The 26636-nt window shown below is 52.7% G+C and carries 25 protein-coding genes and 1 pseudogene; 11 read left to right on the top strand and 15 right to left on the bottom strand.

All coding sequences use genetic code 11. From position 1 onward, the window contains the following. Window positions 1–8: 8 nt before the first annotated feature. On the bottom strand, window positions 9–509 hold the full coding sequence (locus tag BLS94_RS07340; RefSeq protein WP_371130242.1) for a hypothetical protein: 501 nt from the start codon (window positions 507–509) through the stop codon (window positions 9–11). Between the two features lie 324 nt (window positions 510–833). On the opposite strand from BLS94_RS07340, the gene egtB reads away from it, so the two are divergent. Together egtB and BLS94_RS14865 are read left to right on the top strand one after the other, a co-directional pair. Continuing rightward, window positions 834–2141, top strand: coding sequence for an ergothioneine biosynthesis protein EgtB (gene egtB / locus BLS94_RS07335; protein WP_090959089.1), 1308 nt, complete (start codon window positions 834–836; stop codon window positions 2139–2141). Window positions 2142–2339: 198 nt separating this feature from the next. Further along, window positions 2340–2486 (top strand): hypothetical protein, encoded by a 147-nt coding sequence (locus tag BLS94_RS14865; protein WP_176767823.1) that lies wholly within the window; start codon window positions 2340–2342, stop codon window positions 2484–2486. Between the two features lie 30 nt (window positions 2487–2516). Here BLS94_RS14865 and BLS94_RS07330 read toward each other — a convergent pair whose 3' ends face one another. Beyond that, the gene (locus BLS94_RS07330; RefSeq protein ID WP_218124759.1) at window positions 2517–3878 is read right to left on the bottom strand and encodes an amidohydrolase; all 1362 of its coding nucleotides are present in this window, start codon (window positions 3876–3878) and stop codon (window positions 2517–2519) included. 49 nt (window positions 3879–3927) lie between these two features. Beyond that, window positions 3928–5202 (bottom strand): O-acetylhomoserine aminocarboxypropyltransferase/cysteine synthase family protein, encoded by a 1275-nt coding sequence (locus BLS94_RS07325; RefSeq protein ID WP_090959085.1) that lies wholly within the window; start codon window positions 5200–5202, stop codon window positions 3928–3930. A gap of 340 nt (window positions 5203–5542) precedes the next feature. Between BLS94_RS07325 and BLS94_RS07320 the strand changes: the two are divergent. After that, window positions 5543–5716, top strand: a pseudogene (locus BLS94_RS07320) (transposase); the annotation flags it as partial. Between the two features lie 72 nt (window positions 5717–5788). Here the strand turns inward: BLS94_RS07320 and BLS94_RS15425 are convergent. The 6 genes from BLS94_RS15425 to BLS94_RS07290 form a co-directional block, all read right to left on the bottom strand. After that, entirely contained in the window at window positions 5789–6028 is a 240-nt protein-coding gene (locus BLS94_RS15425) for a Tn3 family transposase (RefSeq protein ID WP_218124758.1), read from the bottom strand. A 176-nt stretch (window positions 6029–6204) separates the two neighbouring features. Next, the gene (locus BLS94_RS07310; protein ID WP_090959082.1) at window positions 6205–6741 is read right to left on the bottom strand and encodes a hypothetical protein; all 537 of its coding nucleotides are present in this window, start codon (window positions 6739–6741) and stop codon (window positions 6205–6207) included. A gap of 92 nt (window positions 6742–6833) precedes the next feature. After that, entirely contained in the window at window positions 6834–7163 is a 330-nt protein-coding gene (locus tag BLS94_RS07305) for a hypothetical protein (RefSeq protein ID WP_256325323.1), read from the bottom strand. A gap of 252 nt (window positions 7164–7415) precedes the next feature. After that, window positions 7416–7796: a DUF805 domain-containing protein gene (locus tag BLS94_RS07300; RefSeq protein WP_090959079.1), complete on the bottom strand. Its 381-nt coding sequence runs from the start codon at window positions 7794–7796 to the stop codon at window positions 7416–7418. A gap of 73 nt (window positions 7797–7869) precedes the next feature. Further along, the gene (locus BLS94_RS07295) at window positions 7870–9066 is read right to left on the bottom strand and encodes a tetratricopeptide repeat protein (protein WP_090959076.1); all 1197 of its coding nucleotides are present in this window, start codon (window positions 9064–9066) and stop codon (window positions 7870–7872) included. 590 nt (window positions 9067–9656) lie between these two features. Beyond that, window positions 9657–11000 carry a dicarboxylate/amino acid:cation symporter gene (locus BLS94_RS07290; protein WP_256325322.1) on the bottom strand — a complete coding sequence of 448 codons (1344 nt, stop codon included), beginning with the start codon at window positions 10998–11000 and terminating at the stop codon, window positions 9657–9659. A 180-nt stretch (window positions 11001–11180) separates the two neighbouring features. On the opposite strand from BLS94_RS07290, the gene BLS94_RS07285 reads away from it, so the two are divergent. From BLS94_RS07285 to BLS94_RS07275, 3 genes are all read left to right on the top strand, one after another. Continuing rightward, the gene (locus tag BLS94_RS07285) at window positions 11181–11459 is read left to right on the top strand and encodes a hypothetical protein (RefSeq protein ID WP_090959070.1); all 279 of its coding nucleotides are present in this window, start codon (window positions 11181–11183) and stop codon (window positions 11457–11459) included. A gap of 116 nt (window positions 11460–11575) precedes the next feature. Further along, window positions 11576–12943, top strand: coding sequence for a cache domain-containing protein (locus BLS94_RS07280; protein WP_090959068.1), 1368 nt, complete (start codon window positions 11576–11578; stop codon window positions 12941–12943). Window positions 12944–12958: 15 nt separating this feature from the next. Further along, window positions 12959–13603: a response regulator gene (locus BLS94_RS07275; protein ID WP_090959065.1), complete on the top strand. Its 645-nt coding sequence runs from the start codon at window positions 12959–12961 to the stop codon at window positions 13601–13603. Between the two features lie 167 nt (window positions 13604–13770). On the opposite strand, the gene BLS94_RS07270 is transcribed toward BLS94_RS07275, so the two are convergent. From BLS94_RS07270 to BLS94_RS07250, 4 genes are all read right to left on the bottom strand, one after another. Next, window positions 13771–13983, bottom strand: coding sequence for a hypothetical protein (locus BLS94_RS07270; RefSeq protein ID WP_256325321.1), 213 nt, complete (start codon window positions 13981–13983; stop codon window positions 13771–13773). 206 nt (window positions 13984–14189) lie between these two features. Beyond that, window positions 14190–14741: a hypothetical protein gene (locus BLS94_RS07260; RefSeq protein ID WP_090959205.1), complete on the bottom strand. Its 552-nt coding sequence runs from the start codon at window positions 14739–14741 to the stop codon at window positions 14190–14192. A gap of 227 nt (window positions 14742–14968) precedes the next feature. Continuing rightward, window positions 14969–17476: a mechanosensitive ion channel domain-containing protein gene (locus BLS94_RS07255; RefSeq protein ID WP_218124757.1), complete on the bottom strand. Its 2508-nt coding sequence runs from the start codon at window positions 17474–17476 to the stop codon at window positions 14969–14971. Between the two features lie 303 nt (window positions 17477–17779). Next, window positions 17780–20152 carry a catalase gene (locus BLS94_RS07250; protein ID WP_090959054.1) on the bottom strand — a complete coding sequence of 791 codons (2373 nt, stop codon included), beginning with the start codon at window positions 20150–20152 and terminating at the stop codon, window positions 17780–17782. A 481-nt stretch (window positions 20153–20633) separates the two neighbouring features. Here BLS94_RS07250 and BLS94_RS07245 point away from each other — a divergent pair, with 481 nt between their 5' ends. Then, window positions 20634–21572, top strand: coding sequence for an NAD(P)/FAD-dependent oxidoreductase (locus tag BLS94_RS07245; RefSeq protein ID WP_090959052.1), 939 nt, complete (start codon window positions 20634–20636; stop codon window positions 21570–21572). Window positions 21573–21643: 71 nt separating this feature from the next. Here BLS94_RS07245 and BLS94_RS07240 read toward each other — a convergent pair whose 3' ends face one another. Beyond that, a complete protein-coding gene (locus BLS94_RS07240; protein ID WP_090959203.1) occupies window positions 21644–22099 on the bottom strand; it encodes a carboxypeptidase-like regulatory domain-containing protein in 456 nt (151 codons plus the stop codon). Between the two features lie 123 nt (window positions 22100–22222). Next, window positions 22223–22633 (bottom strand): hypothetical protein, encoded by a 411-nt coding sequence (locus tag BLS94_RS07235; protein ID WP_090959048.1) that lies wholly within the window; start codon window positions 22631–22633, stop codon window positions 22223–22225. 759 nt (window positions 22634–23392) lie between these two features. Here BLS94_RS07235 and BLS94_RS07230 point away from each other — a divergent pair. The 4 genes from BLS94_RS07230 to BLS94_RS07215 all read left to right on the top strand — a co-directional run bounded on the left by BLS94_RS07230 (window position 23393) and on the right by BLS94_RS07215 (window position 26513). Beyond that, the gene (locus tag BLS94_RS07230; protein ID WP_090959045.1) at window positions 23393–23917 is read left to right on the top strand and encodes a PRC-barrel domain-containing protein; all 525 of its coding nucleotides are present in this window, start codon (window positions 23393–23395) and stop codon (window positions 23915–23917) included. A 393-nt stretch (window positions 23918–24310) separates the two neighbouring features. Then, window positions 24311–24901 (top strand): PRC-barrel domain-containing protein, encoded by a 591-nt coding sequence (locus tag BLS94_RS07225; protein ID WP_090959042.1) that lies wholly within the window; start codon window positions 24311–24313, stop codon window positions 24899–24901. A gap of 269 nt (window positions 24902–25170) precedes the next feature. Beyond that, window positions 25171–26151 (top strand): DnaJ C-terminal domain-containing protein, encoded by a 981-nt coding sequence (locus tag BLS94_RS07220; protein ID WP_090959200.1) that lies wholly within the window; start codon window positions 25171–25173, stop codon window positions 26149–26151. Continuing rightward, window positions 26148–26513, top strand: coding sequence for a chaperone modulator CbpM (locus tag BLS94_RS07215; protein WP_256325320.1), 366 nt, complete (start codon window positions 26148–26150; stop codon window positions 26511–26513). The genes BLS94_RS07220 and BLS94_RS07215 overlap by 4 nt, the downstream gene beginning before the upstream one ends. The last annotated feature ends 123 nt before the right edge of the window (window positions 26514–26636 follow it).

Genomic DNA, 26636 nt, shown 5'->3' with positions numbered 1-26636 from the left:
TTCTCGTCTCAATTTTGGGTGGAAGGTTGCGGCGCTACCTGCAACCAGCCATCAGGGCACTTTTTAACGTAAGGGTAATAGCCTTCCGGATTTCTGCAATAGTGCCAGTAATTAATTTGTGGCTGCGGCACAGCTTGCTGGGGCTGCGGTTGCTGTTGTTGAATATATACTGGCGGAGCCGTTGGCACAGCCACTACGGGGGGATAGGCATAGTACGGGGCGCCATAACCATAACCGCCATAGCCACCCCACCCGCCCCAGCCGCCATAGCCGCCATAGCCACCGTAGCGAAAACCACCATAATAGCCCAGGCCATAACCCATCCCTAATCCTAGTCCATATGCACCGAAGGCATAGCCCGGATAAAAACCTCCCCCATAATGATGGTGGCCACCCACATGATGGCCTCCGCCGTGACCTCCGCCATGGTGGCCACCCCTTGCCCACGACGCGGAGCCGGAAGTCAGCCCGAGCCCAAGGACGATAAGGCATACTAATTTAATTTTCACATAAGCTCCAATTCTGTATCAGCGCACCTTTGCAATTTAGCTTAACGCATCAAGCTCGCATTAGTGAACACATCAATATCATTTCACCTGATTAGAACATCAATCGCTCGCGGCGTTCCACCGCCCGGCTGAACCGGGATGAGGGTACTGTTGCGTCGCGCTGAATGAGCGTAGGCTATGGGATATTGATGTACTGCCAGGATCGGAACCCAAGATTTTTGGTGGAAACTTGGGCAGAGCAATCATGCTTCTTTAGCAAGCTGTTCTTCTCGATTAGAATTACCACATCCAATCTCCTGCGAACCCCACTTTGAAGGAACAATTATGACATTGTCATCACTATTTCCTAAATGTACCGCCATCCGCAACCGGACACTGGAACTGGTCGAGCCACTGCTCGATGAGGACTGCTGCGTACAGTCGATGCCGGAGACCAGCCCGGTGAAGTGGCACCTGGGCCATGTCGCCTGGTTCTTTGAAGCCTTTGTGCTCCAGCATTATGAAAAGCCGTTCAAACCCTTCCATAGTGCGTTTCGCACAATGTTCAGTTCTTATAATGCCACCGGGCAGCCCCATCCCGATCCCAAGCGAGGACTGTTCACGCGGCCTTCATTGCTGGTAACCCGGGATTATTGCCAAAATGTCTCCGAACGGATGGGTCGGCTTTTAAGAGAATCCCCCGAAGATAAAATGCTGCGCATGCTGGTTGTCCTTGGCCTGCATCATGAGCAGCAGCATCAGGAGCTTATACTCGCCGATATCAAGCACCTCTTATCGCAGAGCCCGTTGAATCCGTGCTATAAACCGCCGCAGGCGCCACAATCGACGTCGCACCCGGCAGCACCTCATCCGCTCGAATGGCATCATTTCGATGGGGGTCTTGTAGAGATAGGCTACCAGGGCGAGGGGTTCAGCTATGACAATGAATCCCCCCGGCACAAGCAGCATTTGCAACCCTACCAATTGGGATCGCGATTGATAACCAACGGAGAATATCTTCACTTCATGGAAACGGGCGGGTACGACAACCCCGCAGTATGGCTCGTGGAAGGATGGGATTGGATGAAGACCAACGAGCGTAACCATCCCCTATACTGGCGCCGGAATGACGACGGATGGGACGAATTCACGCTCAGCGGCCCGCTACCGCTGGATCTGAATTTACCTGTCATCCACATCTCACTGTACGAGGCAGACGCCTTCGCACGATGGTCCGATGCGCGGCTACCTGGCGAAGCCGAGTGGGAGAATGCCGCCTCGCAACAGAAAATAGAGGGGTGTTTTGCCGATAACAACCGTTTTCATCCTTGCTCTGCGGGTACCATCGCTGATGCGGCTGATAGTGGGGAGCTTGCCCAGCTTTATGGCGATGCGTGGGAATGGACGCAGTCGAGCTATTCGCCCTACCCCGGCTACAACCCGGCAAAAGCGAATGCCAATGAACCCATGTCGCAGGTATGGGATGAGGCGGTGGGCGAATACAACAGCAGATCGATGGTGAACCAGTACGTGCTGCGTGGAGGCTCCTGTGCAATTCCGAAGGAGCGGATTCGCGCAAGCTTCCGCAACTTCTTACCGGCGAGCACGTGCTGGCAGTTTTCAGGTATCCGGCTGGCGCGCGATGTCACATGAGAGCCACGTCGGAGAAGCTGAGGAACGAATGTTCAGTCTGTTGAAGAACATCGCCTTGAGTGCTGCCTTTATCGGACTGGCGGCAGGCTGCTCCACTACCCAAAAAGCAACCTCGTCGCTCAATTTCAGACCGGATATGTAAAGTTCTACCTGGATATCTTCAAGCTGCCGTCAGAGCAATTTGTCCAGTCCACGCCCGTGTTCCTTGCCGAGACCTATTACAACAATCATACGTTGCTGCTTTTTGTATCGTTTACCCGCACCGATCTCACCGCTCCGCCACAAATGAGTATTTTTCGCAAAGCGGTCAATACGGGAGATATGCCGCTGGAAAGCGGGAAATAAGCCAACGCGGTCAGGCAGCCCGGGTCTCGGTTACTTCGAAACGTCCACAACCTGGCCCGTCAAAAAGGCGGCCGTCATCAGTGCCATGGTCCGCGTACCAACCACGAGCGCCCGCTCATCGACGAAGAAATTCGGACTGTGGTTTGGCGCCGCCTTTAAAGGATCCTGGCCTTCGGGCGTGATGCCCAGAAACAGATACAAGCCAGGAGCCTCTTGCGCCAGATAGGAGAAATCTTCGGATGCCCCGGTCAACCGCGCAACGGCGACCTTGCCGTCGGCAGCCTTGCGAATGATCGGCTCCATCTTTGCAGCCAACGCAGTGTCGTTGACCGTGGTTGCGTAGATGGGTATGACCGCAACCTCAGCCTTCGCTCCGGCGCTCTCGGCAATGTGCTCGGCGCTCAGCTTCACATCCCGGCCGACCTGGTCGCGAACGCTTTGATCGTAGGCCCGGATAGTGCCTGACATGTCGACGCGATCCGGGATGATGTTCGGCCCGCTCCCGCCTTTGATCATGCCGATCGTTACGATTGCAGGAGACAATGCCAGATTCGCTCGCCGACTGACGACGGTCTGCAAACCTGCAAGCACTTGCCCTGACGTGACGATCGGATCAATCGTATTCCACGGCATGCCACCGTGGCCCTGACGGCCGTGGACGCTGATCTTGAGCATGTCGCCACTTGCTGTGGTCGCGCCCGTGCGCCAACTGATCTCGCCAGATGGCCCCGGCATGACGTGAACCGCAAAGACGGCATCCGGCTTAACGTTCTTGAAGAGTCCCTCCTCCAGCATCAGCTTTGCCCCCCAGCTTTTGCCTTCGCCGGGCATGACGATGCTGGAGCCTTCCTCGGCCGGCTGAAAAATGAACATCACCGTTCCCGGCAATTGCTCCTTCATGCCTGCAAGGACCTGGGCTGTCGCCATCAGCATCGCCGTGTGTGCATCGTGGCCGCACGCATGCATTACCCCCACCTCGTCGCCGTGATAAGCTGCCCTCGCCCTGGAGGCGAAAGGCAGTCCCTCAGGCTCCGTGACAGGCAGTGCATCCATGTCGGCGCGCAGTCCTACGACCGGTCCCGGTTTTGCGCCCTTCAGAATGCCGACGACGCCTGTTCTGCCCACTCCGGTCCGGACATCCAGACCCAGACGCTTCAGGTGCTCTGCGACAAGTCGGGATGTGCGCTGCTCCTGGTCTCCAAGTTCCGGGTGCTGGTGAATGTCGCGACGCCAATCGATCAGTTGCTTTTCGACTGCCGCCGAGCGTTCGCGAATTTGCGCTTCCAACGATGCCTCTTGGGCTTCAGCCGATGGCGTCCCAACTATCAAGAGCGCAACCACGAGCGCCCGCATCTTGAAGCGAACATCTTCCGCAAAACCGGTTTTCTTCATCGTCAGCCTCCATGGATCCACGAGAGCTACAAGCGAGTGCCCAAGCGTTTCAATCCGCTGCATCCAGCGCCTGGGATATATCCGCGATGATGTCCTCGATGTGCTCGATACCCACGGATATTCTGACCAGGCCTTCCGAAACCCCGGCCCCTTTCAATTCTTCCGGATTTAGCTGGCGATGGGTGGTGGATGCGGGGTGGCAAGCAAGCGATTTTGCATCGCCGATATTGACCAGGCGCAAAATCATCTTCAGCGCATCGATGAACTGCGCACCGGCGGCAGCCCCGCCCCTGATCCCGAAGCTCAGCAGGCCGGACGCTTTTCCCTTGCTTAACCGATTGCACAGGTCATGATACCGGTTGCTTGGCAATGCCGCGTAGTTGACCCACTCCACTTTTGGATGCTGCTCCAGGAATTGCGCGACCTTCAATGCGTTTTCGCAGTGCCGATCCATTCTCAGGCCCAGCGTTTCCAGCCCTTGCAGTAGCAGAAAAGCGCTATGCGGCGACAGTGCCGCACCGGTGTTGCGTAGCGGCACAACCCGGCACCGGCCGATATACGCTGCGTTCTCAAAAGCCTCGGTATACACGACCCCGTGATAGGACGAGTCGGGCTCGTTCAAAAGCGGAAAACGCGCTTTGTGTTCCACCCAGTCGAACTTCCCTGAATCGACTATCGCGCCGCCCACCGTCGTGCCATGGCCACCGATGTATTTCGTGAGCGAGTGTACGACGATATCGCCGCCAAACTTGAAAGGCTGGCATAAGTAAGGCGTGGAAACGGTGCTGTCCACAATGAGCGGTAAGCCATGCTTGTGCGCGATATCAGCCAATTTTTCAATATCGACGACATTACCGGCGGGATTCCCGATGGATTCGCAAAAAATCGCCCTGGTATGGTCATCTATCTGTTTCTCCACCGCGCCATAGTCATCATGCGAGACCATGCGCACCTCTATGCCTTGCCGCGGAAACGTGTGGGCAAACAAGTTGTAAGTGCCGCCATAGAGCTGGGCAGTGCTGATGATATTGTCGCCAGCGCTCGTAATGCACTGGATGGCATAAGTGATCGCCGCCATGCCGGAAGCCACGGCTAGCGCGCCGACCCCGCCCTCCATCTCCGCGATGCGCTTTTCCAGCACATCGGTGGTGGGGTTCATGATGCGCGTATAAATATTCCCCGCCACCTTCAGGTCGAACAGGTCGGCGCCGTGCTGGGTATTGTCGAAGGTGTAGGAAGTTGTCTGATATATGGGAACCGCCGCCGCTTTCGTCGTCGCTTCGGATTCATACCCATAGTGCAATGCCAGCGATTCCAATTTCATATTGATCCTCTCGTTTTATCTTGATAAGTGATCCATTGTCATATGGCTTCCACGACATTAGCAACGACTTCAGCAACAATTAGTGACTTAGGCGGCAATATTCTAAAACCAGCATGCGTTAAGCCGGTCAACTTTCCTGCCACCGGAAAAATCCTACAGGTTTTCCATCAATAACGAAACGACGCCCTCCACATTTTTTCATATTCCTCACTCATATTCCTTGGATCGTTAAGGTATTCTTCAAATGAGAAGTGGTCCAAAGAATCAGAATAAGTCTATAAGTGGAAAATCTGCTACCTTTTGTAGGTGGCCCCTGCGGGGCTTTGATATGGAGCGAAAAATGGCAAAAAGAGCGAGACGGACACATTCAGCGGTATTCAAAGTCAAAGTAGCACTGGCGGCGCTGGTCGGTGATAAGACGCTGGCCGAACTAGCACAGCGGTTTGAAGTTTACCCCAACCAGATTACCGAATGGAAACGGCAGTTGAGCGAACGGGCCGTGGACGTATTTGGAGGAAGCATTGCGGCGTATCAGCAGAGATTCCACTTAAAATACTCAAGGTGTTGTTCAAATAAACCGATCCGACTATTTGATTGAGATCGAAGCGACCATAGGGATTGACGTGGCTGTAGATAATCGTACGGCGTCATCCGGGCGACCCATTTTCGGCTCAACCAGAACAGTTTGCAGCATGCAAGTGTTCACGTAGACCAAAGACGCTTGTAGCAGGTTCAAAGCCCGGACAGAAACTTTCTGCTCATCAACCCAGTTGGTAGCGATCTCGCCGCCTTGCCGAAGAACACGAAACCGTTGGCGCTGTTCCAATTCTCGACGACACTCAGCCCCTCGTCCGCCTAAGCCTTCTTAAAAAATTCTTAGGACAGAAAGGAACAGCGTGGGCCGCATGGCCGACGCTGCCATTGGGTATTGCAAAAGGACAACCTCATGCAATTATTATGTGACGTGTTGGTACGGTCTCAATTTTTTTGTAAAGAAGAGATCTAAGGAGTAATCAGACTACCGAATTCTGTAGAGCGGACAATCTGTCCAACTAAATTCTGCACTGCGGGCATTAATGCTTGAGCAGTTTGATTACACGCCGTTTCACCATAGTAACTTGATGTGTAGGGATAGCTCTCAGACACAAACATGGATTTACCGTTAGACGAATTGACTGTGAGTGATAGATTCCATGTTCCATTCATAGAGGAGAAGTCTATTGAATTGAGGTTGCCTGTGAGGGTTACAGGAGCTGCGGCGGAAAATACGTTCGCCATCCGTAATTCGTCCAGCAACGCTTTCCGAATAAACTCAGCAAATGTTTCATTATCAGGGGTCTTTATCGGACCTACGCCTCGGCACATTATCTCTTTCTGATCTGGATTCGTTGCACTAAAGGATGCAACGTTTACTACTTTTCCATCTAGGGACCTTAGAGCAACCACATTGTCAGGCGCGATTGAATAACGAATTGTTGAGTATGTAGAACAGCCTGATATAAACACGACTAATAAAACAGTGAAGAGTGAGATTTTCAATTATTTCTCCTACAAATATGGGTTGAATTAAGGGCTGAAATTCGGATTTATTTAAGGGTCAAAATGAAAAGCCAGCCCACTAAAAGCTCTGGCTATTTCTTTAACGCAGTCACCTGCTCGATCCTATTATCCTGATCGTAGGAGACCTCGAATGCCATCTCATCGCCGCTAAAAACAGCCTCGGCGGGTGTACCAACGACCTCCCACAAGCCCAAAGTCATTACATCTGCTGCCCCATGGAACAATGCTCTGCCAGCTTTTGCCCCAGTGCTGTAGCCTTGAACGAACTTGAAAATTTCAAATTTCTTGCTGTTTCTTAACTCGCTATGGACCGGTGGGCCGAACTCGCCTAGCAGCATGCTTCGTGGGGTGCCGAGTTTAAACAACTCAACGTTCTTCTTGTCCGGTTGCTTTGCAGCCATGAAAACAGAGCAACCCGAGCTAAAAAGCAAAACGCTAGAAATTACTATCACCAATATTTTTTTTATCACTGCTTCTGTTCTCCAAATCCTAGGTTGACGGCGACCTCTTATTAGCGGCCTTCAAAATACAGGTTACGAAATTAGATCTACGAATTGATGAGCTAGAGCTTTGCCCGTTCGCGGCGGAATTGTAGAGACATTTGTAGCTATTGCATAGTGGAACTTGATGCTCAACCTGGAACTACCCATCTTCTAAACTTCACCCAGGTTCGGTTGAATACCAGCTAGATCATCTTTGGGGTTTGATCCATATTTGTTTTCGCCCAGTTGGCTATGCAAGCATAGAAACACAAGGCTAACTAGAGGGATAAGAAGCCACCAACCGCTTCGTCCGATGTCATGCATTCTACGAACACCAACAGCGACGCCAGGAACAAACATGACGGCACCATAAGTAATGTGTACAGGTTCAAATAAATCTTTTCCGATCCCAAGGACTTCAATAAAGCTGGCCATGAGACCAATGGCAAATCCAAGGATTACGGTGAAAAGGGTGAACATCCAGAATTCCCTTCGTCGCGCTCTTCCATCAAATACTGCATATTTTTTCAGTGCCTGAATAAACGATTTCATTTCCCCTTTCCTCCATTATTTCCACGTGGATTGAACTTTGGCAGCACCGTTTCACCTTTCCGTCTGGAGTTGCTTACTGCCTGGCTGCCTGAATACTTGCTACCCGTTGCTCCAGCGCTTCAGCTTCGCTAACTCGGTTTGTTGTTCGATAGAATCCCGCGAGATTGCTCAGGCTGTTTGCCACATCAGGATGATCGGGTCCGAATGCTTTCTCAAAGATCGCCAGCGATCGCTTTAAGAGCGGTTCGGCGTGCGCATACTGCCCTTGGGAGTGATACAGCAACGCGATATTGTTCAGGCTGTTTGCCACATCGGGATGATCGGGTCCAAGTGCCTTCTCCCTGATCGCCAGTGACCGCTTATAGAGCGGCTCGGCCTGAGTGTATTGACCTTGGACTCGATACAGTTCCGCGAGATTATTCAGGCTTTGGGCCACATCGGGATGATCAGGTCCAAGTGCCTTCTCCCTGATCGCCAGTGACCGTTTATAGAGCGGCTCGGCCTGAGTGTATTGCCTCTGGGCGATATACGGCGAAGCGAGGTTGTTGAGGCTTAAGGCCACATCGGGATGATCGGGTCCGAAAACTTTCTCTTTGATTGCCAGCGATCTCTTAAAGAGCAGCTCGGCCTGCGCGTATTGCCCCTTGAATTGATACAATCCTGCAAGATTGTTCAGGCTAAAGGCCACCTTTGGATGATCGGCTCCTAGTGTTTTCTCCCAGATCGCCAGTGATCGCTTATAGAGCGGCTCGGCCTGTGTAATTTCCCCTTGGGTTCGGTACAGCAACCCGAGGTTATTCAGGCCGTTTGCCACATCGGGATGATCGGGCCCGAGTGTTTTCTCCCAGATCGCCAGTGACCGCTTATAGAGCAGTTCAGCCTGCGCGTATTGCCCCTGGGCGTTATACAGCCCAGCTAAATTGTTCAGGCTTTGGGCCACATCGGGATGATCGGGCCCGAACGTTTTCTCCCTGATCGCCAGTGATCGCCTATAGAGCGGTTCGGCCTGCGCGTATTGCCCTTGGACTCGATAAAAAAGCCCGAGGTTGTTCAGGCTCAAAGCCATATTGGGATGATTGGATCCGAACGTTTTCTCAGCCGCCGCAAGTGCTTTTTTAGCAACTACTGCCGCCTTGTCGTACTGGCCTTTCTGATAAAGCAACGTTGCTTCGCTACTGAGCGCTTCCCATTCGCTTGACTGCGCGCCTGCAACAGCATTGAATCCAAAAAACAGGAGAAAAAGAATTACCAGATTTTTAATGGGTGTCATGTTATGGCTCATGGAAAGATGGCTCATGGAAAGGTTGCGAGAGAGTAAAAGTTGAAGGTGATTCGGGGTGACAGGCTGGGTTAATGGTGACCTGGTCATCTGTCCAATAATTATTCCAGTATCTTTTTATCTTTTATGTCCCCTTCATACATCTTCTTGGGTTCAAATATAGCGCATCCTGAGAAAACCCTCCGCATGCCGATTAAAGACAAGATTCCTGCTTATCATCTGTCTGCACCTTTTCTGTTTTCGTATATGCGAATACGTTTCTATAGAGCTGGCCTGGCATGCGCATTCAGACTTCGAGATTACCTTAAAATTATCCGGCAACTAGCACAAGGGGGTAATTTTGCGTACCTATTGTTGCGTATATGAAAATGAATTTGAGCGTCTTAAAATAGGAAAACTTGTCCCGACTCCTTCTTTATCTTTGCAACTTCGCTTGGTTCGGTCTCGGCCGTGTCCAAGCGTAGTGCTGCGGTGTACCTGACTATCTGATCATGCTGCTGTCGCACTGATTCCCTGTCGATGACTTAGTCAGAATCTGTTGCCACTGATCGACTGAATTGCATATTGCGAAGCCGGTCAAATCAGTCCTTGTGGGTCGGATCAAGCGTCAAGGCGAGTTCTGCATCGAGCATCCTTGCGTTCGCAATTGCATCAGCTTCGGATAGCAACTCACCTTCCCATTTTGCGACCACAGCAGCGGCAATCGAATTACCCACGGCATTAGTCGCCGAACGCCCCATATCCAGGAAGGCATCGACACCCAGAATCAACAGCAGGCCTGCCTCAGGAATATTGAAGTGATCCAGCGACGCGGCAATGACCACCAGTGATGCACGCGGTACGCCCGCCATTCCTTTGGACGTCATCATCAGGATTGCCATCATCGTTAGCTGAGTGGCAATTGATAACGAGATGTCATACGCCTGAGCAATAAACAGTATTGCAAATGTGCAATACATCATCGAGCCATCCAGATTGAATGAGTAGCCCATCGGCATGACAAAACTGGAGATTTTGCGCTTGACGCCAAAGCGATCGAGGGCATCGAGGATTTTTGGATAAGCCGCTTCGGAACTCGCTGTTGCAAAAGACAGTAGAAACGCCTCCCTGATCAACGTCAGCAATTTGAATATGCGCCGTCCCAGAAAAATGAAACCAGCCAACACCAGCAAACACCACAAGATTAGAAGCGCAAGATAGAATCCACCCATGAAAACAGCAAATTTCGACAAAATACCCAGACCACTGGTTGCTATGGTGGCCGCAATCGCTGCAAATACTGCTGCTGGTGCCAACAGCATTACGTAGGCTGTGATTTTCAGCATCACGTGGACCAGCTCATTCATTATTCTTGTCAGAGTTTTGCCTACATCCCCCAGAGCGGCCAACGCTACACCGAAGAACATCGAAAATACGACAATCTGTAGAATCTCGTTATTTGCCAATGCCTCCGCAAATGACTTTGGCACCAGGTGGACAACAAAATCCTTTAACGTAAATGATGAGGTTTTCAGATTGGCGGTAGCGTCGAGGGGGGGCAGAGTTAATCCAAGGTTCAGGCCAGGCTGCAATAGATTAGCCATCAACGTTCCCAGCGACAGGGATATCACGGAGGCAATTACAAACCATCCAAAAGCCTTGAAGAATACCCGCCCCACCGATTTTGCATCTCCCATGTGAGCAATTCCCACGACCAGCGTCGAAAATACCAAGGGGCCAATCAGCATCTTTATGAGGCGCAGAAAAATATCTGATATCAGAGAAATATAACCCGCAATTTGCGTTGCTTCGTCAGCAGGGTAATTTTCAAAAATCATATAACCCGTACCAATACCCAGCATCATCGCAATTAGAATATGCACCCATTGGGGGGTTTTCTTTTCTGCTTTTCGCCGAGGGTTTGGCATCGTTGGGGGGATTTCCACGCGTCATCTCCAAGTCAAGGATGTGCCGGGCATCGGGAGGATTCATTGATCCCTCCGTCAACACTATTTAAAGAATAACTTTTTGGTTAGAACCGGACGAGCGCCAACTTACTTACATAATGTGGTGTAGGTAATTCTGCGTATGCAGATATTTGGAATTAACGATACATTGCGCAAACCATGCAATTAAGAATAAAAATTATCCTCTTCGCCATCCTGCCACTACTGCTGGCACTTTCAGCGATTGCATTAACTATCCATTTTCAAGCTGTTTCATTAATGAAGCAGCAGCGCGAAGCCATTGAGCCCATCTATCGGGCCAGCAAAAAAGCCGAGTTGAAGAACTATGTCACGTTGGCGGAGCAAGCCATCGCTCCATTCTATGATTCAGACGATATGGATGACTCCAAGAATTGGGAGGAATCATTGATTCCTGCGTCAACACTATTTAAAGCATAACTTTTTGGTTAAAACGGGACGAGCGCCAACTTACTTACATAATGTGGCGTAGGTAAGTTGGCGTAGGTAATTCTGCGTATGCAGATATTTGGAATTAACGATACATTGCGCAAACCATGCAATTAAGAATAAAAATTATCCTCTTCGCCATCCTGCCACTACTGCTGGCACTTTCAGCGATTGCATTAACTATCCATTTTCAAGCTGTTTCATTAATGAAGCAGCAGCGCGAAGCCATTGAGCCCATCTATCGGGCCAGCAAAAAAGCCGAGTTGAAGAATTATGTCACGTTGGCGGAGCAAGCCATCGCTCCGTTCTATGATTCAGACGATATGGATGACTCCAAGATAGAGAAAGTAAAAGACATACTGAGAAGGTTGGAGTTTGGTAATGATGGGTATTTTTTTGTTAATGATTTCCATGGAAAGATTCTTGTACAGCCCAATCAACAGGAGAGGGAAGGAAAAATTCAGCTGGATCGCAGGGACGCCAATGGGACACTTATTATTCAAAAGCTAATAGATCTTGCACATGAAGGCGGCGGTTTTGTCGAGTACATGATGGAAAAGCCTTCCACAAAAAAAACTGTTCCAAAGCTTGCTTATGTTATTGCTCTTCCAAAATGGGAATGGGTGTTGGGTGCGGGTATTTACCTGGATGATGTCGATGTCGCTCTGGAAGAGATTAATACGCAAGTGTCCCGAAATATCGCCAACACAATGCTTTGGATCGCCGTGATTTCATTTCTGGGAGTGGCCGCAATATTCCTGGGTTTAATGCTGAACATCAAGGAGCGTACAGCAGCCGACGACAGGCTCCGCGAGGCAAACGCAGAGCTTGAAGTACAGAGGGAGCGGATAATAATTGCAAGAGATGAGGAACGCGAGAGAATTCGGAAAAATTTGCACGATGGTATTCAGTCTATGCTGGCTGCCATCAAAGCCAGAATAGAAATCGCGATCAGGCAATTATCTGGAATCGATAGAAAAACAGATTCAGCAAGGATTAATCTTGAATTAGCAAAGGAACTATTGACAGATACTTTTGTGAGGCTCCGCCAGATAATAGATGACATTGGTATCGTCAATCCCCAAGTCGGGTTGGCAAACGAGCTATTTAGGCATGTCAGCCATAGGACCGCCGACATGATACCGATTGACATTCACGTTACAGGGGAGGTAAAGAACCTGAATGAGAGAGTTGAGGAGGTGCTATTTCTGGTTGCAAATGAAGCATTACATAATATAGATAAGCATTCGGGTGCAAAAAAAGCCTCGGTTCGTCTGGAAGGAGCGGAGCATTATGTAAAGCTTGCCATCTCCGACGATGGCTGTGGCTTTGACACAACGCTCGTCAACAACAGCTCTAGCAGTCATATGGGCTTATCGAGCATGAGAAAACGTGTTGAATCCGTAGGAGGAAGTCTTGACATTAAATCATCAACCAGCGGTACAAACGTACTAGCCATATACCCCATTTCTTAAGGATCACAACTTGCCATGGCCGATACAAAGCCCGTTAGAGTCCTGATCGTGGACAATCATCCTGCAATAGTTGGAGCATTGCGCGATTACCTGAGCATGATGCAGGGATTTGAGGTAGTGGCTGTCGCTCAGACAGTGGAAGAAGCAAGGCTAACTGCAAAAAGCAGCAAACCTGATCTTGCGATAATGGATATCTATATCGAGGATGGGAAGGAAAATGGCATCGATCTGACTGAAGAATTCAGTAGATGTTATTCGGATTTGGTTATCCTCATATATAGCGCAAGCAAAAAAATGGAACACTTATGGGAGGCAATGGATGCCGGTGCAGGCGGCTATTTATTGAAAGGCACGGATCTATCGGTAATGGAGCAGGCAGTTGGAACTGTGATGGCGGGAAGAAATTTTATCGATCCAAATCTCCCGGAAGGTGTAGAGCCGCCTCCGTACATGAGGCTGACGGAAAGTGAGAAGTCGGTTTTGAGGCTTTTTGCACAATGGATGACAAACGAGGAAATCAGTCAAAAGCTGGGAATCGCTCTGGCTACTGTCAAAACCCACCGTCACAATATTTATTGGAAACTGGGCATAAATAACGTTGCGCAACTTTACCGGGAAGCTATCAAGCGATATGGCAATCCGGACAGTCCAATTTGTTAAAGGTGGCATGCGCTCATGTATCGGTCTTTTCAAGGGCTGGTGGACTACGGATTAGGTGATTTGAAGTCGCTGCCGGCTGAGTCGCCAAGGGCGGGTAGTCGCTTGTGGTAACACCTGTTGATGGCTCGAATTCAACATATTTGAAGCCACACGAGCCATATTCCAACTCATGTGGCCAGATCAATGCATAGCACCCGGCTTGCGCGACATGGATTGCGGTAATGCCATACTTTGCCCGATCGGAAAGATACGCGGTATTGAATCGCATCGGGCCTACATCGCAGGTCTCGTTCGAGTTGCGTACCCACTGCCATGCCGCTTTCCTTCTCCACCACCGCCAGGGCAATGTTTGCCGGCACTTCGTATTTCGCTGCTACCATGATGGAACAAACGACTCATTCCTGAATATGCGGCGGCAGATCGGCATGGCTGGCGTTTGCTGTTCACGAAAGCCTTTGGTTTCGGCTTTGCGGTATACGGTGGTATCAGTGGAATTGGCAAACCCGTTTCCGGTAATTCCGGCTGTTCCATGCTGGGCGAATGGCCGAGGCGCCACACGAAAGAATTCGGCAAAAAATTTCCGAGATCAGCCCGCCTTAACGCCATCAGCCCAAAAGTCCATACCATGCTGGTGACTAGCGATCAGGTCACGCGCAGCGAGCCCTATGGCGAGTGTGACAAAAATAATAGCCAGTGATTTTGGGGAAAGGCGTTTTTCGAACCCCGGCGTGAAACGGTTAGGGATAAGGTGATAATCGATTACATAGGCGGCCGTTGTTATTGCCGCTGCCCCGAGGATGGGTTCCGCCAACGGTGCCGGCGCGGTGCGGCTGCAGGCGCGGGCGCGGCCATGCTCTGCAAAGCGTCGGCCAAATAACTTTTCATAAAACAATGCCCAGAATATTGCCGAAGCATGGTTCAGCAAAAAACCGGTAAGCGTATATTTTAGTGAAGGGCTATCCTGAAGCGCCGCTTCATCTCCCCATAAGATATGACTCGTCGCGTTCAGGGGCGCGTAATATGAGCCCGTTTCACGCTTTCCTTCCACTAGTGCAGCGGTCGCGGTTGCCAATCCACTTATGGTTCCTGAGGTCACTGCGCGTTTGAGAAAGCCTTGCGATTCCTGTTTTTTTCTCATATTGATCACACCTGATTTGATTACTGATAATTGGCTCGTAAGATAAGATCATGGTTGCCTTTGGGCCATGCTACACGGAAGCCGTGAAACTGCTGTTCGGCCGCGCACATATGCCGGAATGACAGCCTGCCAATAGTGAAAGCAATTTATAGAGATAGGAATATTACCGGCTCGGGCTGGGCCTGTAGTATGGTGCGGCAAGCCATGCCGGTTGTAGCCTCCTTCACCTAGTTTTTGGACTCTTCGCCCTGATGCGCTGCAATAACGGCCGTGCCGGTCCCTGCCTCGGCTTCCGGCGGATGTGTTGGGGAAGATCCGGGCAATTGCGCCACCACTTGCCTTTTCTGGGGATTGGCAAACTGAATGCCCCATTCGCGGAAGCGCTGCAGGATGAGCCGGTTAAAGCCGCGCTGCACTGGCCACCGGCCTCTATCCAGCGTGCGTATTTGCCCAAGGATTGTAATCATTGAGCCATCGACCTGATCCACCCCCCAGATATCCACATCCGAGAGGATCAGATCCTTGAATCTTGGATTGGCCCGCATCTCTTCGCCCACGCTCGTGATCGCCTCAAGAACCTTGTCTACATCCGAGTCGGGCGTTACGCTGACTCTGACGGAGGCGTTGCCAATGCCGCGATTGACATTTGTGACGGTTGAAACGGAGCTGAACGGCACCACATGCAACGCGCCATCGGAAGCACGTAGACGCACGGTACGTATCGACAGGTGCTCGACCGACCCCGACACATCCGCCACCGTGATGAAGTCGCCAACCTGAATGGCGTTTTCCATCAGAAGGAAGAGGCCGGTAATGAAATCCTGCACCAGCTTCTGGGAGCCGAAGCCCAACGCGACACCGATAATGCTGGCGCCCGCCAACAGCGGCGCAATGGTAATGCCCAGCTGGTTTAGCGCTGCGAGCAGCACGATCAGCCCAATGATAAAGAACACGGTGGCCCGCAACATGGGCACTAAAGTGCGAAGACGTGCGGCCCGCGCAGCATCCCCAACCTCCGTCCACTGGTCGATGCGCTGGCTCATCGCTCTGTTGAGCGCTTCCCAAGCCATGAACGCCATCATGCAGGTAACGGCGATTGTGGCGACAGCAGAAGCAAGGCGGCGCCCTACTGACCCGCTTTCAAACCAGGAAAGGGTATCCACGCCCCACACTTGCAACAACGCAATGAACGCGACGATGCCGATCAACGTGGAGACCGCGCGATACACCAGCAGGTGGTAAGTGTTTTTTGCGGCGGACTCGGGCAGCGTAACCGCAGGCTGGTCGGATTGGCCCAGCTGCGCCCGTTTGTTTTCTATATTTTCGATGAATGCGCGGTCAATCGCGCCCAGAACAAAAATTGACACCAGACTCGCGCAAACGATTACCGCCGCGGACCAGGCAAAGACTTGAAGCACGTGCTGAAAACCGTTCTCCGCCCCTGCCGACCATAGTAACCACATGGCGACGATAACGAATGTCGCGACAAACGACCAGCTATCTGCCAGCATCCCGCGAATTCCTAACAAGTCCTGGTTATCTGAAGCGGTACCACGGATAGCAGCCGCCGTGGCTTTGCGGCTGCGGAAAACCATGATCAGCAACATCACATGAACAGCCAGGCCGACCAACCGGGAAAGCGCAAGATGCGTATCGGAGGTGGCGCCCGTTTGCAGGGCGATATCGGCAATGGCGGTGCCAAATACCGCGACCACGACAATTCGCCGCAGCCAGCGATTGAGGAAATCCGCTGCGCCATCGCTGATGTGCATGAGCCGAAGGCGCTGCCCGAGCGGTGAGGCCATGAGATGAACCACGCTCAACGCAATTCGCGTAGTGGCGAACGCGCCGACTATCAAGATTGTAGCACTGTAAAACGGAGTGGACCGGCCCCCGAACGCATTGAGCAATACGATGGAGACAGCAACAAAAGCAGCCAGCGGAAGCAATTCCAGTACCCAGTGCGCGACTGCAAACGGCAGGCGGCGCAGAAGGCTCCAGTGTCGATCAGCGGCGGGGACCTTTTGCTTGGACTCAACAGTTTGTTCACTCGGGGAAGCCGGACCAGGGACCGCTTCCCCTTTCGGTTGTGCAACGGCCGGCTGCCTGAAGGCCTGACGGGCAGCCGCGCGATCCTCGACCAGCTTGCGAGGGCGACGGAGCGCGAACGCCAGCAGCCAAAACGCGAGAAGCGCTCCAGCCAGTGTAAGGGCTGTTTCCGCCAGCGCATCGAGCACCACCGCGCGGCGCTCCGGTACACCCAGGTTATACTCCCACCAGTCGCCCACGGTCCTGATCTGAAACAGCATGCGCGTAGTGGATCGCAGTTGATCAACAACGGCATCCACGCGTTTTGCCAACAGGTCAAACACCTGGGCAATCAGGCCGCCTTTCGCCAGTTCTATAGGCAGTGCTTTTTTTTCTACCGCCGGTTCGGCAGGCTCTACAGGCGTAGCAGTTGCAGCGGGCATGGTGACATCGAGCGGTACTCCGCCTGTGGCTTGGGCTATTGCGCTCAGGGTTTCTTCGAGCTCTGCTCGTTTCCTGTCATCCTGAAGAATGGCAAGCGTACGTTTCGCTTGTGCCGGGGTCAGCTGTGCTGGCGCTGGTTGTGCTGGGGCGAGTTGTGCGGGCTCGGTGGGTTGAGGAACCTGTTCATTCGCGAGTACCGTGTTGAAGAAGGGGCTAACCAACGATAAAACGAGCGCCACCAGCAAGGTGGCAACTGAATTCATTTGGAAGAACATGGGCAAAGACACCGTGTACAGATGAGGGAGATGCTTGTGCCGCGGCTGGCGAGGCAGCCCGACAAGACAAAGCAGAGCGTCCGGAACGGTCCCAGGTACGCGCTGTAAAATCGCCGGCGCATACACTTTGTTGCCGTCCCGCAGCATCGCGGAAGTGAAGTTACATCTTTTTCATCCGCTAAAGAATTATTCCATCCTTGATACGCAACGGGCAGGCCGGCGCACCGGCCGCCCGTAACTGCGGGTTCATTACATGGACTGAGTTACATTGATAAAGTTACGTTCACCGAGTTACGTTGACAGAGGCGGCTCGATTTCCCTTTCAAAATGGCGGTGCGCGGCAATCGCTTCAATGAACTGCGGCAGGATATCGTCAAGGTTGCCATCCTGAAAATAAAGTATTCCAGGATCGAGCTCGCCGGAAGGGAGCGTCAATTTTACACCTGCGCTTTCGATCATGCTCCTGCCATTTCCCAGTACCAGGATGGGCTTGCAGTGGCGATACTGGTCCTTGATGAATTGGGCAGCCTCCGCTGAATGCGCCAGAACCTTGCTACCTTCGCGGAAACCGGGCACTACAAGGGCATCAAAAAGAACAGATGGCATTGTTTCAAAGGTGGCGTCGACTTCGATCGCATCACTATCGACGGCTTGTACGGCGCCGAGGCGGGCACCCACAAAACGCGGCACGGCCTGCTCGCTCGAGAGCCCGGCGTATAACGCCGCTGCGGACTTTCCATCTACCCCATCCGCGACCAGAATTGCGATTCTGCGTGTGCGGATACTACTCTCGCCCGGCCGGGCAAAAAGCGAAAGTGCGGGCGATGACATCACTTCCGGCACAGGTGGATTTTGCGTTGCCCTCGGTTGAGCAGGCGGAACACGCATGCCAAGTCCATCGGCGACACTTTCCGCCAGATCTTCTGCAACATTGACGAGCAGCGAAACCATCCGTTCCCGTATCGCGGGTGTTTGCACCCGCGTCAGCTCGAAACGAAATGCGTTGATGATATGGGCTTTTTCGATGGGGGCCTGGCTGTTCCAGAATAATGTTGCCTGGGTATAGTGATCGGCGAACCGCTCCGGCTTCCCACGCACTTTATCCCCCTCCACCGGTTCGCGAAATGAGGTGAAGCCGGCTGCGCCGGCCTGGAATGGGCACCCTCCTCCCAGCGAATTCGGCTCATAGGCAACACGGCCTCGATTGATAGTCTGACGATGCATTCCATCCCGCTGGTTGTTATGCGCTTGCGCCACCGGAGAATTGATGGGTATTTCGTGGAAATTCGGCCCGCCCAGGCGCGATATCTGGGTATCGACGTAAGAGTGAATGCGGCCTGCCAGCAGCGGGTCGCTACTGAAATCCAGCCCAGGCACGATATGCGCCGCGCAAAAGGCAACCTGCTCTGTTTCAGCAAAGAAATTATCCGGGTTCCGGTTGAGTGTCATTTTGCCGACGGGCATAACCGGCACGAGCTCTTCCGGGACTATTTTCGTCGCGTCCAGCACATCGAAGCTGAATTCGGCGGCTTGCGCTTCAGTAAAAATTTGCATGCCAAGCTCATATTCCGGGTAGGCTCCGCACTCGATCGCTTCCCACAGGTCGCGGCGGTGGAAATCGGGATCGGCCCCAGAGATTTTAACTGCCTCGTCCCATTCAAGCGAGTGGGTCCCGGCAAGCGGTTGCCAATGAAACTTCACGAAATTTGATGTGCCATCAGCTGCCACCAGGCGGAAAGTATGAACGCCGAAACCTTGCATCATGCGAAAGCTGCGCGGTATCCCGCGATCCGACATCGCCCACATCAGCATGTGCATCGATTCCGGCATAAGCGAAACAAAGTCCCAGAAGGTATCGTGCGCGGTTGAAGCTTGCGGCATGGCGAAATGCGGTTCAGGCTTGGAGGCGTGCACCAGGTCAGGAAATTTCATTGCGTCCTGGATAAAAAATACGGGAATATTGTTCCCCACCAGATCCCAGTTTCCTTCGTCGGTATAGAATTTTACGGCGAAGCCCCGTGCATCCCGCACCGTGTCGGCCGAACCGCGTTCCCCAAATACCGTTGAAAAACGCACGAATACGGGAGTTTTCTTTCCGGCGGCCGAGAACAGGGAAGCGCGGGTATATCTTTCCAATGACTCGTAACATTCAAAGTATCCGTGTGCGCCCGAGCCCCGCGCATGTACGATGCGTTCCGGTATGCGCTCGTGATCGAAATGCGTGATCTTCTCCCGGAGAATGAAATCTTCCAGCAGAGCAGGACCGCGATAGCCGGCTTTCAAGGAATTTTGATTGTCGCCGACAGGCACACCCAGGTTGGTCGTCAACACCCGGCCGCTTGAATCGGCCCGCACCCGATCGAGCGATTCATTGCCGGCGTTGAAGCCGGGCTGTGGATCGCCACTGCCCGTTTTATCGGAGCCATTCATTTCGGTTAACGTGCTCCCCGTTGTAGCGGGATCGGCAGGCTCCACCGTCTGGCCTTTTTCCGGAACGCCGGAAACGTCTCCGTATTCGAGCGCCTTGTTGGTATTGTAAGGCATCGCCGCAGCCAGTTCCTGCGCGCCGGCAAGCTTGGCAGTGAAATCATTCGCTGGCGTGCCGTCCTGATGGGCGGGACCACCGACGGTAGAACAATTGTCTGTTTTATCGGGTGCTTTCATAGATCTGCTCCTGAATGTAATCGAGGGATTTTGCGTTAACGACCATATTGATCTCTCCACGCAGCGGCTTCCGTGCGACATCATACATAGGGAAGCTATTTCTTCGCCCGATTGCGATCCATGGATAACGGGTTCAGCCACATCCTCATTTCCACCAGTCATCGTTGCCCCGGCCTGCTTTGAAAGGCTGCCCCGCGCGCAACTGCTGCAACCGCGGCGAGCAGGCAGAACATTTCAAGTTGAGCGTGAAGTTGAGGGTGAAACCGGCGGCATTCAGGATTACATTTTTTTTCTTAGACTTACTGACATTGGCTGGCAAGTGTCCATGTGCTTACATACCGTCAGCGGGCTGCTGCGCTTAATGTGTTGCTTCGTACGGAAGCGAAAAGACAATAGGAGTACAGTCGCCGGCAGAACTCGCGTTGTGTAGGCGTCCTTTCAGATGCATCCCCATTCTTTGCGATTAAAACGATGAAACACGATGAACCTGAGCCCCATCGATAGGGTCGATTGCCTGATCATTGGCGCAGGACCCGCTGGTTTGACGGCTGCAATCTATCTAGCGCGGTTTCGCCGCACGATTATGATCGTGGATAACGGATTCAGCCGCGCCTCACTCATTCCCGCCAGTCATAATTGCCCAGGTTTTCCTGAAGGGGTATCCGGCACGCAACTGCTGCATCTGTTGCGCAAACAGGCAGAGCATTTCAATGTGAGTGTCGAAACGGGCGAGGTTACAGCCCTGAAGCGAACTGGCAACGCATTCGAAGCGACTACTGCGGGCAGCGTCGAAAGCAACGGAGCTTCTCCAGCGGTGCATGCAGCGACCGTATTATTGGCGACCGGCACAGCGGATAGAATCCGCAACATCCCTGACTGGATAACCGGCATCAAGCGCGGCGTCATTCGCCTGTGCCCTATTTGCGACGCCTATGAAGCAAAGGATCAAAGGATTGCGGTGCTATCCTCTTCGGCGCAAAAAGGGATAAAGCACGCCTTGTTCTTGCGCAGTTATACTCCCGCCCTGACCTTGATTCTCTCTGAAGCGACGCTGGAAGAGGCCGAGCGAAGAAAACTTCGCCGGGCACATATTGAAGTGATTGAGGATAACCCCCGAAATATTCGCGTCCTCGGGGAGGCCAAGCCCACGATTACTCTCTCGGACGGAAAAGAACTTTATTTCGACGTCATCTACCCCATGCTGGGCGAAAGTCCGAGATCGGCGCTGGCAACCAAATTAGGCGCCAGATGCAATAAAGAAGGAAAACTGATTGTGGACCGTCATCAGCGCACGACGGTTCCTGCTTTATACGCCGCGGGAGATGTGGTTGATGAACTGAATCAGATCAGTGTGGCTGTCGGGCATGCCGCTCTCGCGGCGACGGATATTCATAACCGGTTGGACCGGTCTCGCACCTAATGAAGGCTGTAGCGGAAGAACCGTCGCGCCTGCAGGCCTGACAAAACCCGAAAATGGACAGGCCCGAGCTATTACGGAATGGCAGGCCAGATCAGTGTAAGCTTCTCGTGCTGCCCTTTCTGAATATTCAGCTGGCGATAAAGCTTTATCGACTGGTAGCTGGCCACCAGAGAATATTTTCCCGGGGGAAGTTTTATCAGCAGGAAAGGACCCTCCGCAACCGTATCCAGGACAATCTTGCTCGATTCATCGCTAATGGTTATCGGGACATCACTGATATATTCAGCGCGAGGTGTGCTTGTCTGTGTCAGTTCAAGCATGAGTGGCCATGAAATTGCTGCCTTCTTTATAGCATCCGATTCATCCCCGCCGATACCGCCTGAAAGAAACTCTGCGTGACCTTGCGATCGTGTCGGCGGCAACGATGTGCTCGGGCTCGGGTTATCGCTCTCAGCAAATCCGCACGTCGAAAATACGGCGAGAAATGTCAAGGCTAAACCTGCTTTCGTGAATTCAGTTCTCTTCATCAACCGCTCCTCATTAATGAAAAATTCCTGGCGGTAGCAGCACGCCCTGCCCGCACATGCCAGCCCCATCGCCTGGCTCGGCACATACGGCCGGCAACCTTTCACGCTAATGCGATCGCCCACTCAAGGGGATTTACCGGCCTTTTTGTCTTTGTCGCCGGAAGGATTATCCCCGCCTTTTTTTCCGGGGTCCTTGCTTTCAGCGGTTGAAGGAAGCGAGCAGTGGCCGGAGCCGAAAATATCGGAAGGTATTCCCCTGCAATCGGTATCCTCCAGGCCACGCTCGATGTCATCCGCCGCCTGCCCCATCACGGCACGTCCAAGCGCGGTCTCATTAGGATTACCGGTTGACGCGGCGCCGGTCGTTTCATCCCGTTCGTGCGGAAGCAGAGGTTGCCCCTCTGCCTTCTCGTGCCCCTGCTGCGCGGAATCCGGTTTGGTAAGCTTTACGTCCTCTGTCACCAGACCGGTTTCCTTGCAATTCGTTTCCCCCGGCGGCGCTTCCTTACCTGGGTGCCTGTTTGCGTTGGTCATCACTTCCCCTCCTCTGCGTTATTTAGCCCATGGCCCACTAGCCTGTACTTTGCCGCGACTACGATACAGCATTTGCATTTACTCGCTGTATGCCACCGCACATAACCGCATTACCAGATAGTCGGGAGATCGACCATACAAATACAGCACGAATACGTCAATACACCCGAACTTATGTGCGCTGGCGTACTGTTCATAGAGGAATATTCGCTTACATTTGTTCAGGGAAATACGGGATAAATTGACGTCTAATTGACGTCCGCACAGGCATTGACCGGTTGTGAATCCTCGCCCTCAGTGATTAAACACGCTCGTCCCTTTGCGGTTTGGATTCAGGCTGCGCTTTGATTAAAATTATGCATTGTAATTACCCGTCATGCTTCCTGTGTATGCGCGATTGGAGAGGTATACGCCCTTGCTTCCAAAACAGAAACCCGAAAAAACAGGTGGTTGTGCTCCTCCAGGGCTTATCGATTTCGCTGCCGAAGGCAAACCCCATCATCGCTTGGCGCCGACGGGTGACGCCGCCGTTGCTGGCGGTGCGTAATACACACAGAGAGCCGACAAAACGGTGCGGAGGAGGCATTGTCACCTTCGAGAGGTTCCCATCACTAATGATGAAGCGGATACGGACATAAAGATTCCAGAGGGGTCCGGCATGACGTTGCAGATGTGGAACCGGACCACCTTCGGTAAATGGGCGCGCCGCGAGGCCACGCAATTAAATAGCAGGCACCAATCAATCAATAGGAGATCAACATGAACCTGAAACGTATCCGACAAATAATTATTGCGGCAATTTGCAGCTTTTCCTTGGTCGGCATAGCGGCAGCCCAGAAGGATATGACGAGTGCTCCCGGAACGGGTACAACCGGCGAGGATATGAAGAGCGCTCCGGGAACCACTGCTGCCCCCGGCGCCATTACGACTGCTCCGGGAACGAATACGCCCGCTGAAGGTTACCACAGCGCTCTTGCGCCCACTGCGGCTGAGTCCGGCCTCATTGCCACTGGCTGGCGCGTATCGAAACTCAATAAAGCAACCGTTTATAACGACGCCAATGAGAAAGTTGGAAAAATTGATGATTTTATCGTTACCAAAGATGGCTCCTTGACTTTTGCCATTGTTAACCTGGGCCGATTCCTGGGGTATGGAAATTATCTGGTTGCTATTCCCGTAAATAGATTCTCTCAAATCGTTCCCAAGGCAATTCTTCCCGGGAAGACCAAAGCTGATCTGGAAAAGCTGCCCAGATTCGAATATAAGCTCATCCTGGGGAAATAATATGACGTCCGGGAGTTGTCTCGGGGCCTCCCGGCCGCGAAATCGTTTTTCCTGCTTCACATTGGAAGTTCGCGTTCCAGCGGGAAGTTTTGACCAGTTCAGTTGCGACGCGAGGAGGAATGTGCGCCGCAACATTAAAACGCGCTCAGGTATAAAGTCAGCTCGCTGAAGCAGGTGGGCGCCAAAGCGGTGGGGTGAAGCGCAAACAAGATTTCGCCAGGCATGTTCTCGCACGATTTAATTTGTAGAAGCTTGCTCAATATTGGAATACAAAGATTATTAAAAGATAAGGGGTGTCGGACGCGATGCTTCGCAGAACGACATCAGGGGGGGTACAGGAAGTGGGCGCACCGCAAGGCCGCGCAATTAGATGGCAGACAATAGGAGACCAACATGAACCTGAAGTGTATGCGAAAAATAATTATTGCCGCAATTTGCAGCTTTTCCTTGATCGGTGTAGCAGCAGCGCAGACGAGCGCTCCCGGAACGGATACAACTCGCAAGGATATGAATAACACTCCTGGAACCACTGCCGCTCCTGGCATGACGAACGCTCCCGGAATGAAACCAGACCGCAGGCCGATGCGGGGTCCTGCTCCCGGGCCCACTGCTGCTCCGGGTGCCATTACGACAGCTCCCGGCATGGATACGCCTGCCGCCGATAGCAACGATGCCGTGCGGGACCCGGTCCAGTCCGGTCTTATTGCGAGCGGCTGGCGCGTTTCGAAGCTGAAAAAAGCAACTGTCTATAACGACGCTAACCAGAAAATTGGAAAAATTGATGACTTTATCGTTACCAAAGACGGATCTTTGACCTTTGCCGTTGTTAACCTGGGTAGATTTCCGGGCCGTGGCACCTATATGGTCGCGATTCCCACGAATGACTTCTCACAAATCGTCCCTAAGGTCATTCTTCCCGGGAAAACCAAAGCGGATCTGAGACAGCTGCCCAGATTCGAGTATAAGCTCGTCCTCGGGAAATAATATGACGTTCTGGAATTGTCGCGGCAGCTCCAGAACGTACGATCGTTTTTCCTTTTTCAAATATTGAAAGTTCGCGTTCCAGGAGCACCAGGTTTTGGCCAGTTCTTTTGGCCAGTTCATTGGCACTTCAGGAAGAATGTGTGCCGCAACATTTAATTTAAAACACGATCGGGTATAAAATCAGTCCGTAAAGCGGCGACCGTGAAGCGTAAACAGGATTTAGCGGGCGATTTTCCCGCACGATGCAATTTATAGAAGCTCGCTTATCGATGGAATACAAGGATTATTACAAAATAATGGGTGTCGCACGCGACGCTTCGCAGGACGACCTCAAGCGTGCGTACAGGAAGCTGGCGCGCAAGTACCATCCGGACGTAAGCAAGGAACCACAGGCTGAAGCCCGCTTCAAAGAGTTGGGCGAAGCCTATGAAGTTCTCAAGGATCCTGAAAAACGGGTTGCATACGACCAGCTCGGCACGAACTGGAAAGCAAACCAGGAGTTCCGGCCGCCGCCGGGCTGGAATGCCGGTTTCGAATTTTCCCAGCAGGGGTTTACCGGGGGGGACGCTTCGCAGTTCAGCGATTTTTTCGAATCATTGTTCGGCCGGGGCTTTCACTCACAGGGCAACCGGTCCGGCAGCGCGCCGGGCGCTGGCCGAAGCCCATCCCATCACGCTCCGGGCGAGGATCACTATGCGAAAGTAATGATCGATCTGGAGGATTCCTACACGGGCGCCACCCGCGCCATCTCTTTGCAAGTGCCCGAAGTCGACGGTCAGGGACGTGTATCGACGCGCGAACACAAGCTCAACGTCGTCATCCCGAGCGGTATTCGACCCAAGCAGTATATTCGCCTTGCAGGACAGGGCGCACCAGGCCAGGGACAGGGCAAACGCGGGGATCTGTATCTTGAAGTTGAATTTCGCCCGCACCCCTACTATAGGGTGGAGGACAACGACGTCTATCTCGATCTGCCGGTTGCGCCATGGGAAATTGCCCTGGGCGCAACCGTGAAAGTACCTACACCCGGCGGAACAATTGAACTCAAGATACCTCCGGGTTCCGCTACAGGGAGCAAGTTGCGGTTGAAGGGACGCGGCATCCCCGGCAAAACGCCGGGAGATTTTTATGTCGTATTGCGTATCGTGTCGCCGCCAGCCACCGATGAAACGGCCAAGTCGTTCTACCGGAACATGGCCGAGCAGTTCAAGTCTTTCAATCCCCGGGCCAAACTTGGAGTGCCGTCATGATGGAGGAAAATAGAGGGCCGGACATCCGGCCTGGAAGACTCCCCGAAGCGCAGGCTGAGCTCAGCGCAATCGTTATCGATGAGCAGAACGCCCTGACGCTGTCCGAGCTTAGCCGCGCCTGTGCCGTACAAACCGGCTATATCATCGAACTGGTAGACGAAGGCCTGCTCACCCCGGAAGCGGCGGAAGAGCATGAGCCTCAGCGCTGGCGCTTTACGGGCACGCAAATGCGCCGCGCCAGAGTGGCGCTGCGGCTACAGCACGATCTTGGCGTCAACCTTGCCGGCGTAGCACTGGCTCTGCAGCTGCTGGATGAAGTTGAAATGCTGCGAACGCGATTAGATACTTTAGACACCGGATGAGCAGTGATTGAGATTGATAGCCTACTTGTTAGTCGTCCCTGAAATACGTCCGCAAGCCTTACAGATATTAACGTTGAGGGGTATACAAGGTCTGAGGAAATTGCCAGAATTGGCGTTATTTCC

Origin of the sequence: Nitrosospira sp. Nsp18 (assembly GCF_900103145.1) — a bacterium.
In the GTDB taxonomy this organism is placed as follows: Bacteria; Pseudomonadota; Gammaproteobacteria; order Burkholderiales; family Nitrosomonadaceae; genus Nitrosospira.
This window is presented reverse-complemented; position numbering and strand designations above follow the sequence as displayed.

Excerpts from the sequence above, each read along its gene's own strand:
- egtB (WP_090959089.1), top strand. The coding sequence starts at position 834 with ATGACATTGTCATCACTATTTCCTAAATGTACCGCCATCCGCAACCGG.
- BLS94_RS07330 (WP_218124759.1), bottom strand. The coding sequence starts at position 3,878 with ATGAAGAAAACCGGTTTTGCGGAAGATGTTCGCTTCAAGATGCGGGCG.
- BLS94_RS07325 (WP_090959085.1), bottom strand. The coding sequence starts at position 5,202 with ATGAAATTGGAATCGCTGGCATTGCACTATGGGTATGAATCCGAAGCG.
- BLS94_RS07305 (WP_256325323.1), bottom strand. The coding sequence starts at position 7,163 with ATGGCTGCAAAGCAACCGGACAAGAAGAACGTTGAGTTGTTTAAACTC.
- BLS94_RS07300 (WP_090959079.1), bottom strand. The coding sequence starts at position 7,796 with ATGAAATCGTTTATTCAGGCACTGAAAAAATATGCAGTATTTGATGGA.
- BLS94_RS07295 (WP_090959076.1), bottom strand. The coding sequence starts at position 9,066 with ATGACACCCATTAAAAATCTGGTAATTCTTTTTCTCCTGTTTTTTGGA.
- BLS94_RS07285 (WP_090959070.1), top strand. The coding sequence starts at position 11,181 with ATGCAATTAAGAATAAAAATTATCCTCTTCGCCATCCTGCCACTACTG.
- BLS94_RS07280 (WP_090959068.1), top strand. The coding sequence starts at position 11,576 with ATGCAATTAAGAATAAAAATTATCCTCTTCGCCATCCTGCCACTACTG.
- BLS94_RS07275 (WP_090959065.1), top strand. The coding sequence starts at position 12,959 with ATGGCCGATACAAAGCCCGTTAGAGTCCTGATCGTGGACAATCATCCT.
- BLS94_RS07270 (WP_256325321.1), bottom strand. The coding sequence starts at position 13,983 with ATGGTAGCAGCGAAATACGAAGTGCCGGCAAACATTGCCCTGGCGGTG.
- BLS94_RS07260 (WP_090959205.1), bottom strand. The coding sequence starts at position 14,741 with ATGAGAAAAAAACAGGAATCGCAAGGCTTTCTCAAACGCGCAGTGACC.
- BLS94_RS07255 (WP_218124757.1), bottom strand. The coding sequence starts at position 17,476 with ATGAATTCAGTTGCCACCTTGCTGGTGGCGCTCGTTTTATCGTTGGTT.
- BLS94_RS07250 (WP_090959054.1), bottom strand. The coding sequence starts at position 20,152 with ATGAAAGCACCCGATAAAACAGACAATTGTTCTACCGTCGGTGGTCCC.
- BLS94_RS07245 (WP_090959052.1), top strand. The coding sequence starts at position 20,634 with ATGAACCTGAGCCCCATCGATAGGGTCGATTGCCTGATCATTGGCGCA.
- BLS94_RS07240 (WP_090959203.1), bottom strand. The coding sequence starts at position 22,099 with ATGAAGAGAACTGAATTCACGAAAGCAGGTTTAGCCTTGACATTTCTC.
- BLS94_RS07235 (WP_090959048.1), bottom strand. The coding sequence starts at position 22,633 with ATGACCAACGCAAACAGGCACCCAGGTAAGGAAGCGCCGCCGGGGGAA.
- BLS94_RS07230 (WP_090959045.1), top strand. The coding sequence starts at position 23,393 with ATGAACCTGAAACGTATCCGACAAATAATTATTGCGGCAATTTGCAGC.
- BLS94_RS07225 (WP_090959042.1), top strand. The coding sequence starts at position 24,311 with ATGAACCTGAAGTGTATGCGAAAAATAATTATTGCCGCAATTTGCAGC.
- BLS94_RS07220 (WP_090959200.1), top strand. The coding sequence starts at position 25,171 with ATGGAATACAAGGATTATTACAAAATAATGGGTGTCGCACGCGACGCT.
- BLS94_RS07215 (WP_256325320.1), top strand. The coding sequence starts at position 26,148 with ATGATGGAGGAAAATAGAGGGCCGGACATCCGGCCTGGAAGACTCCCC.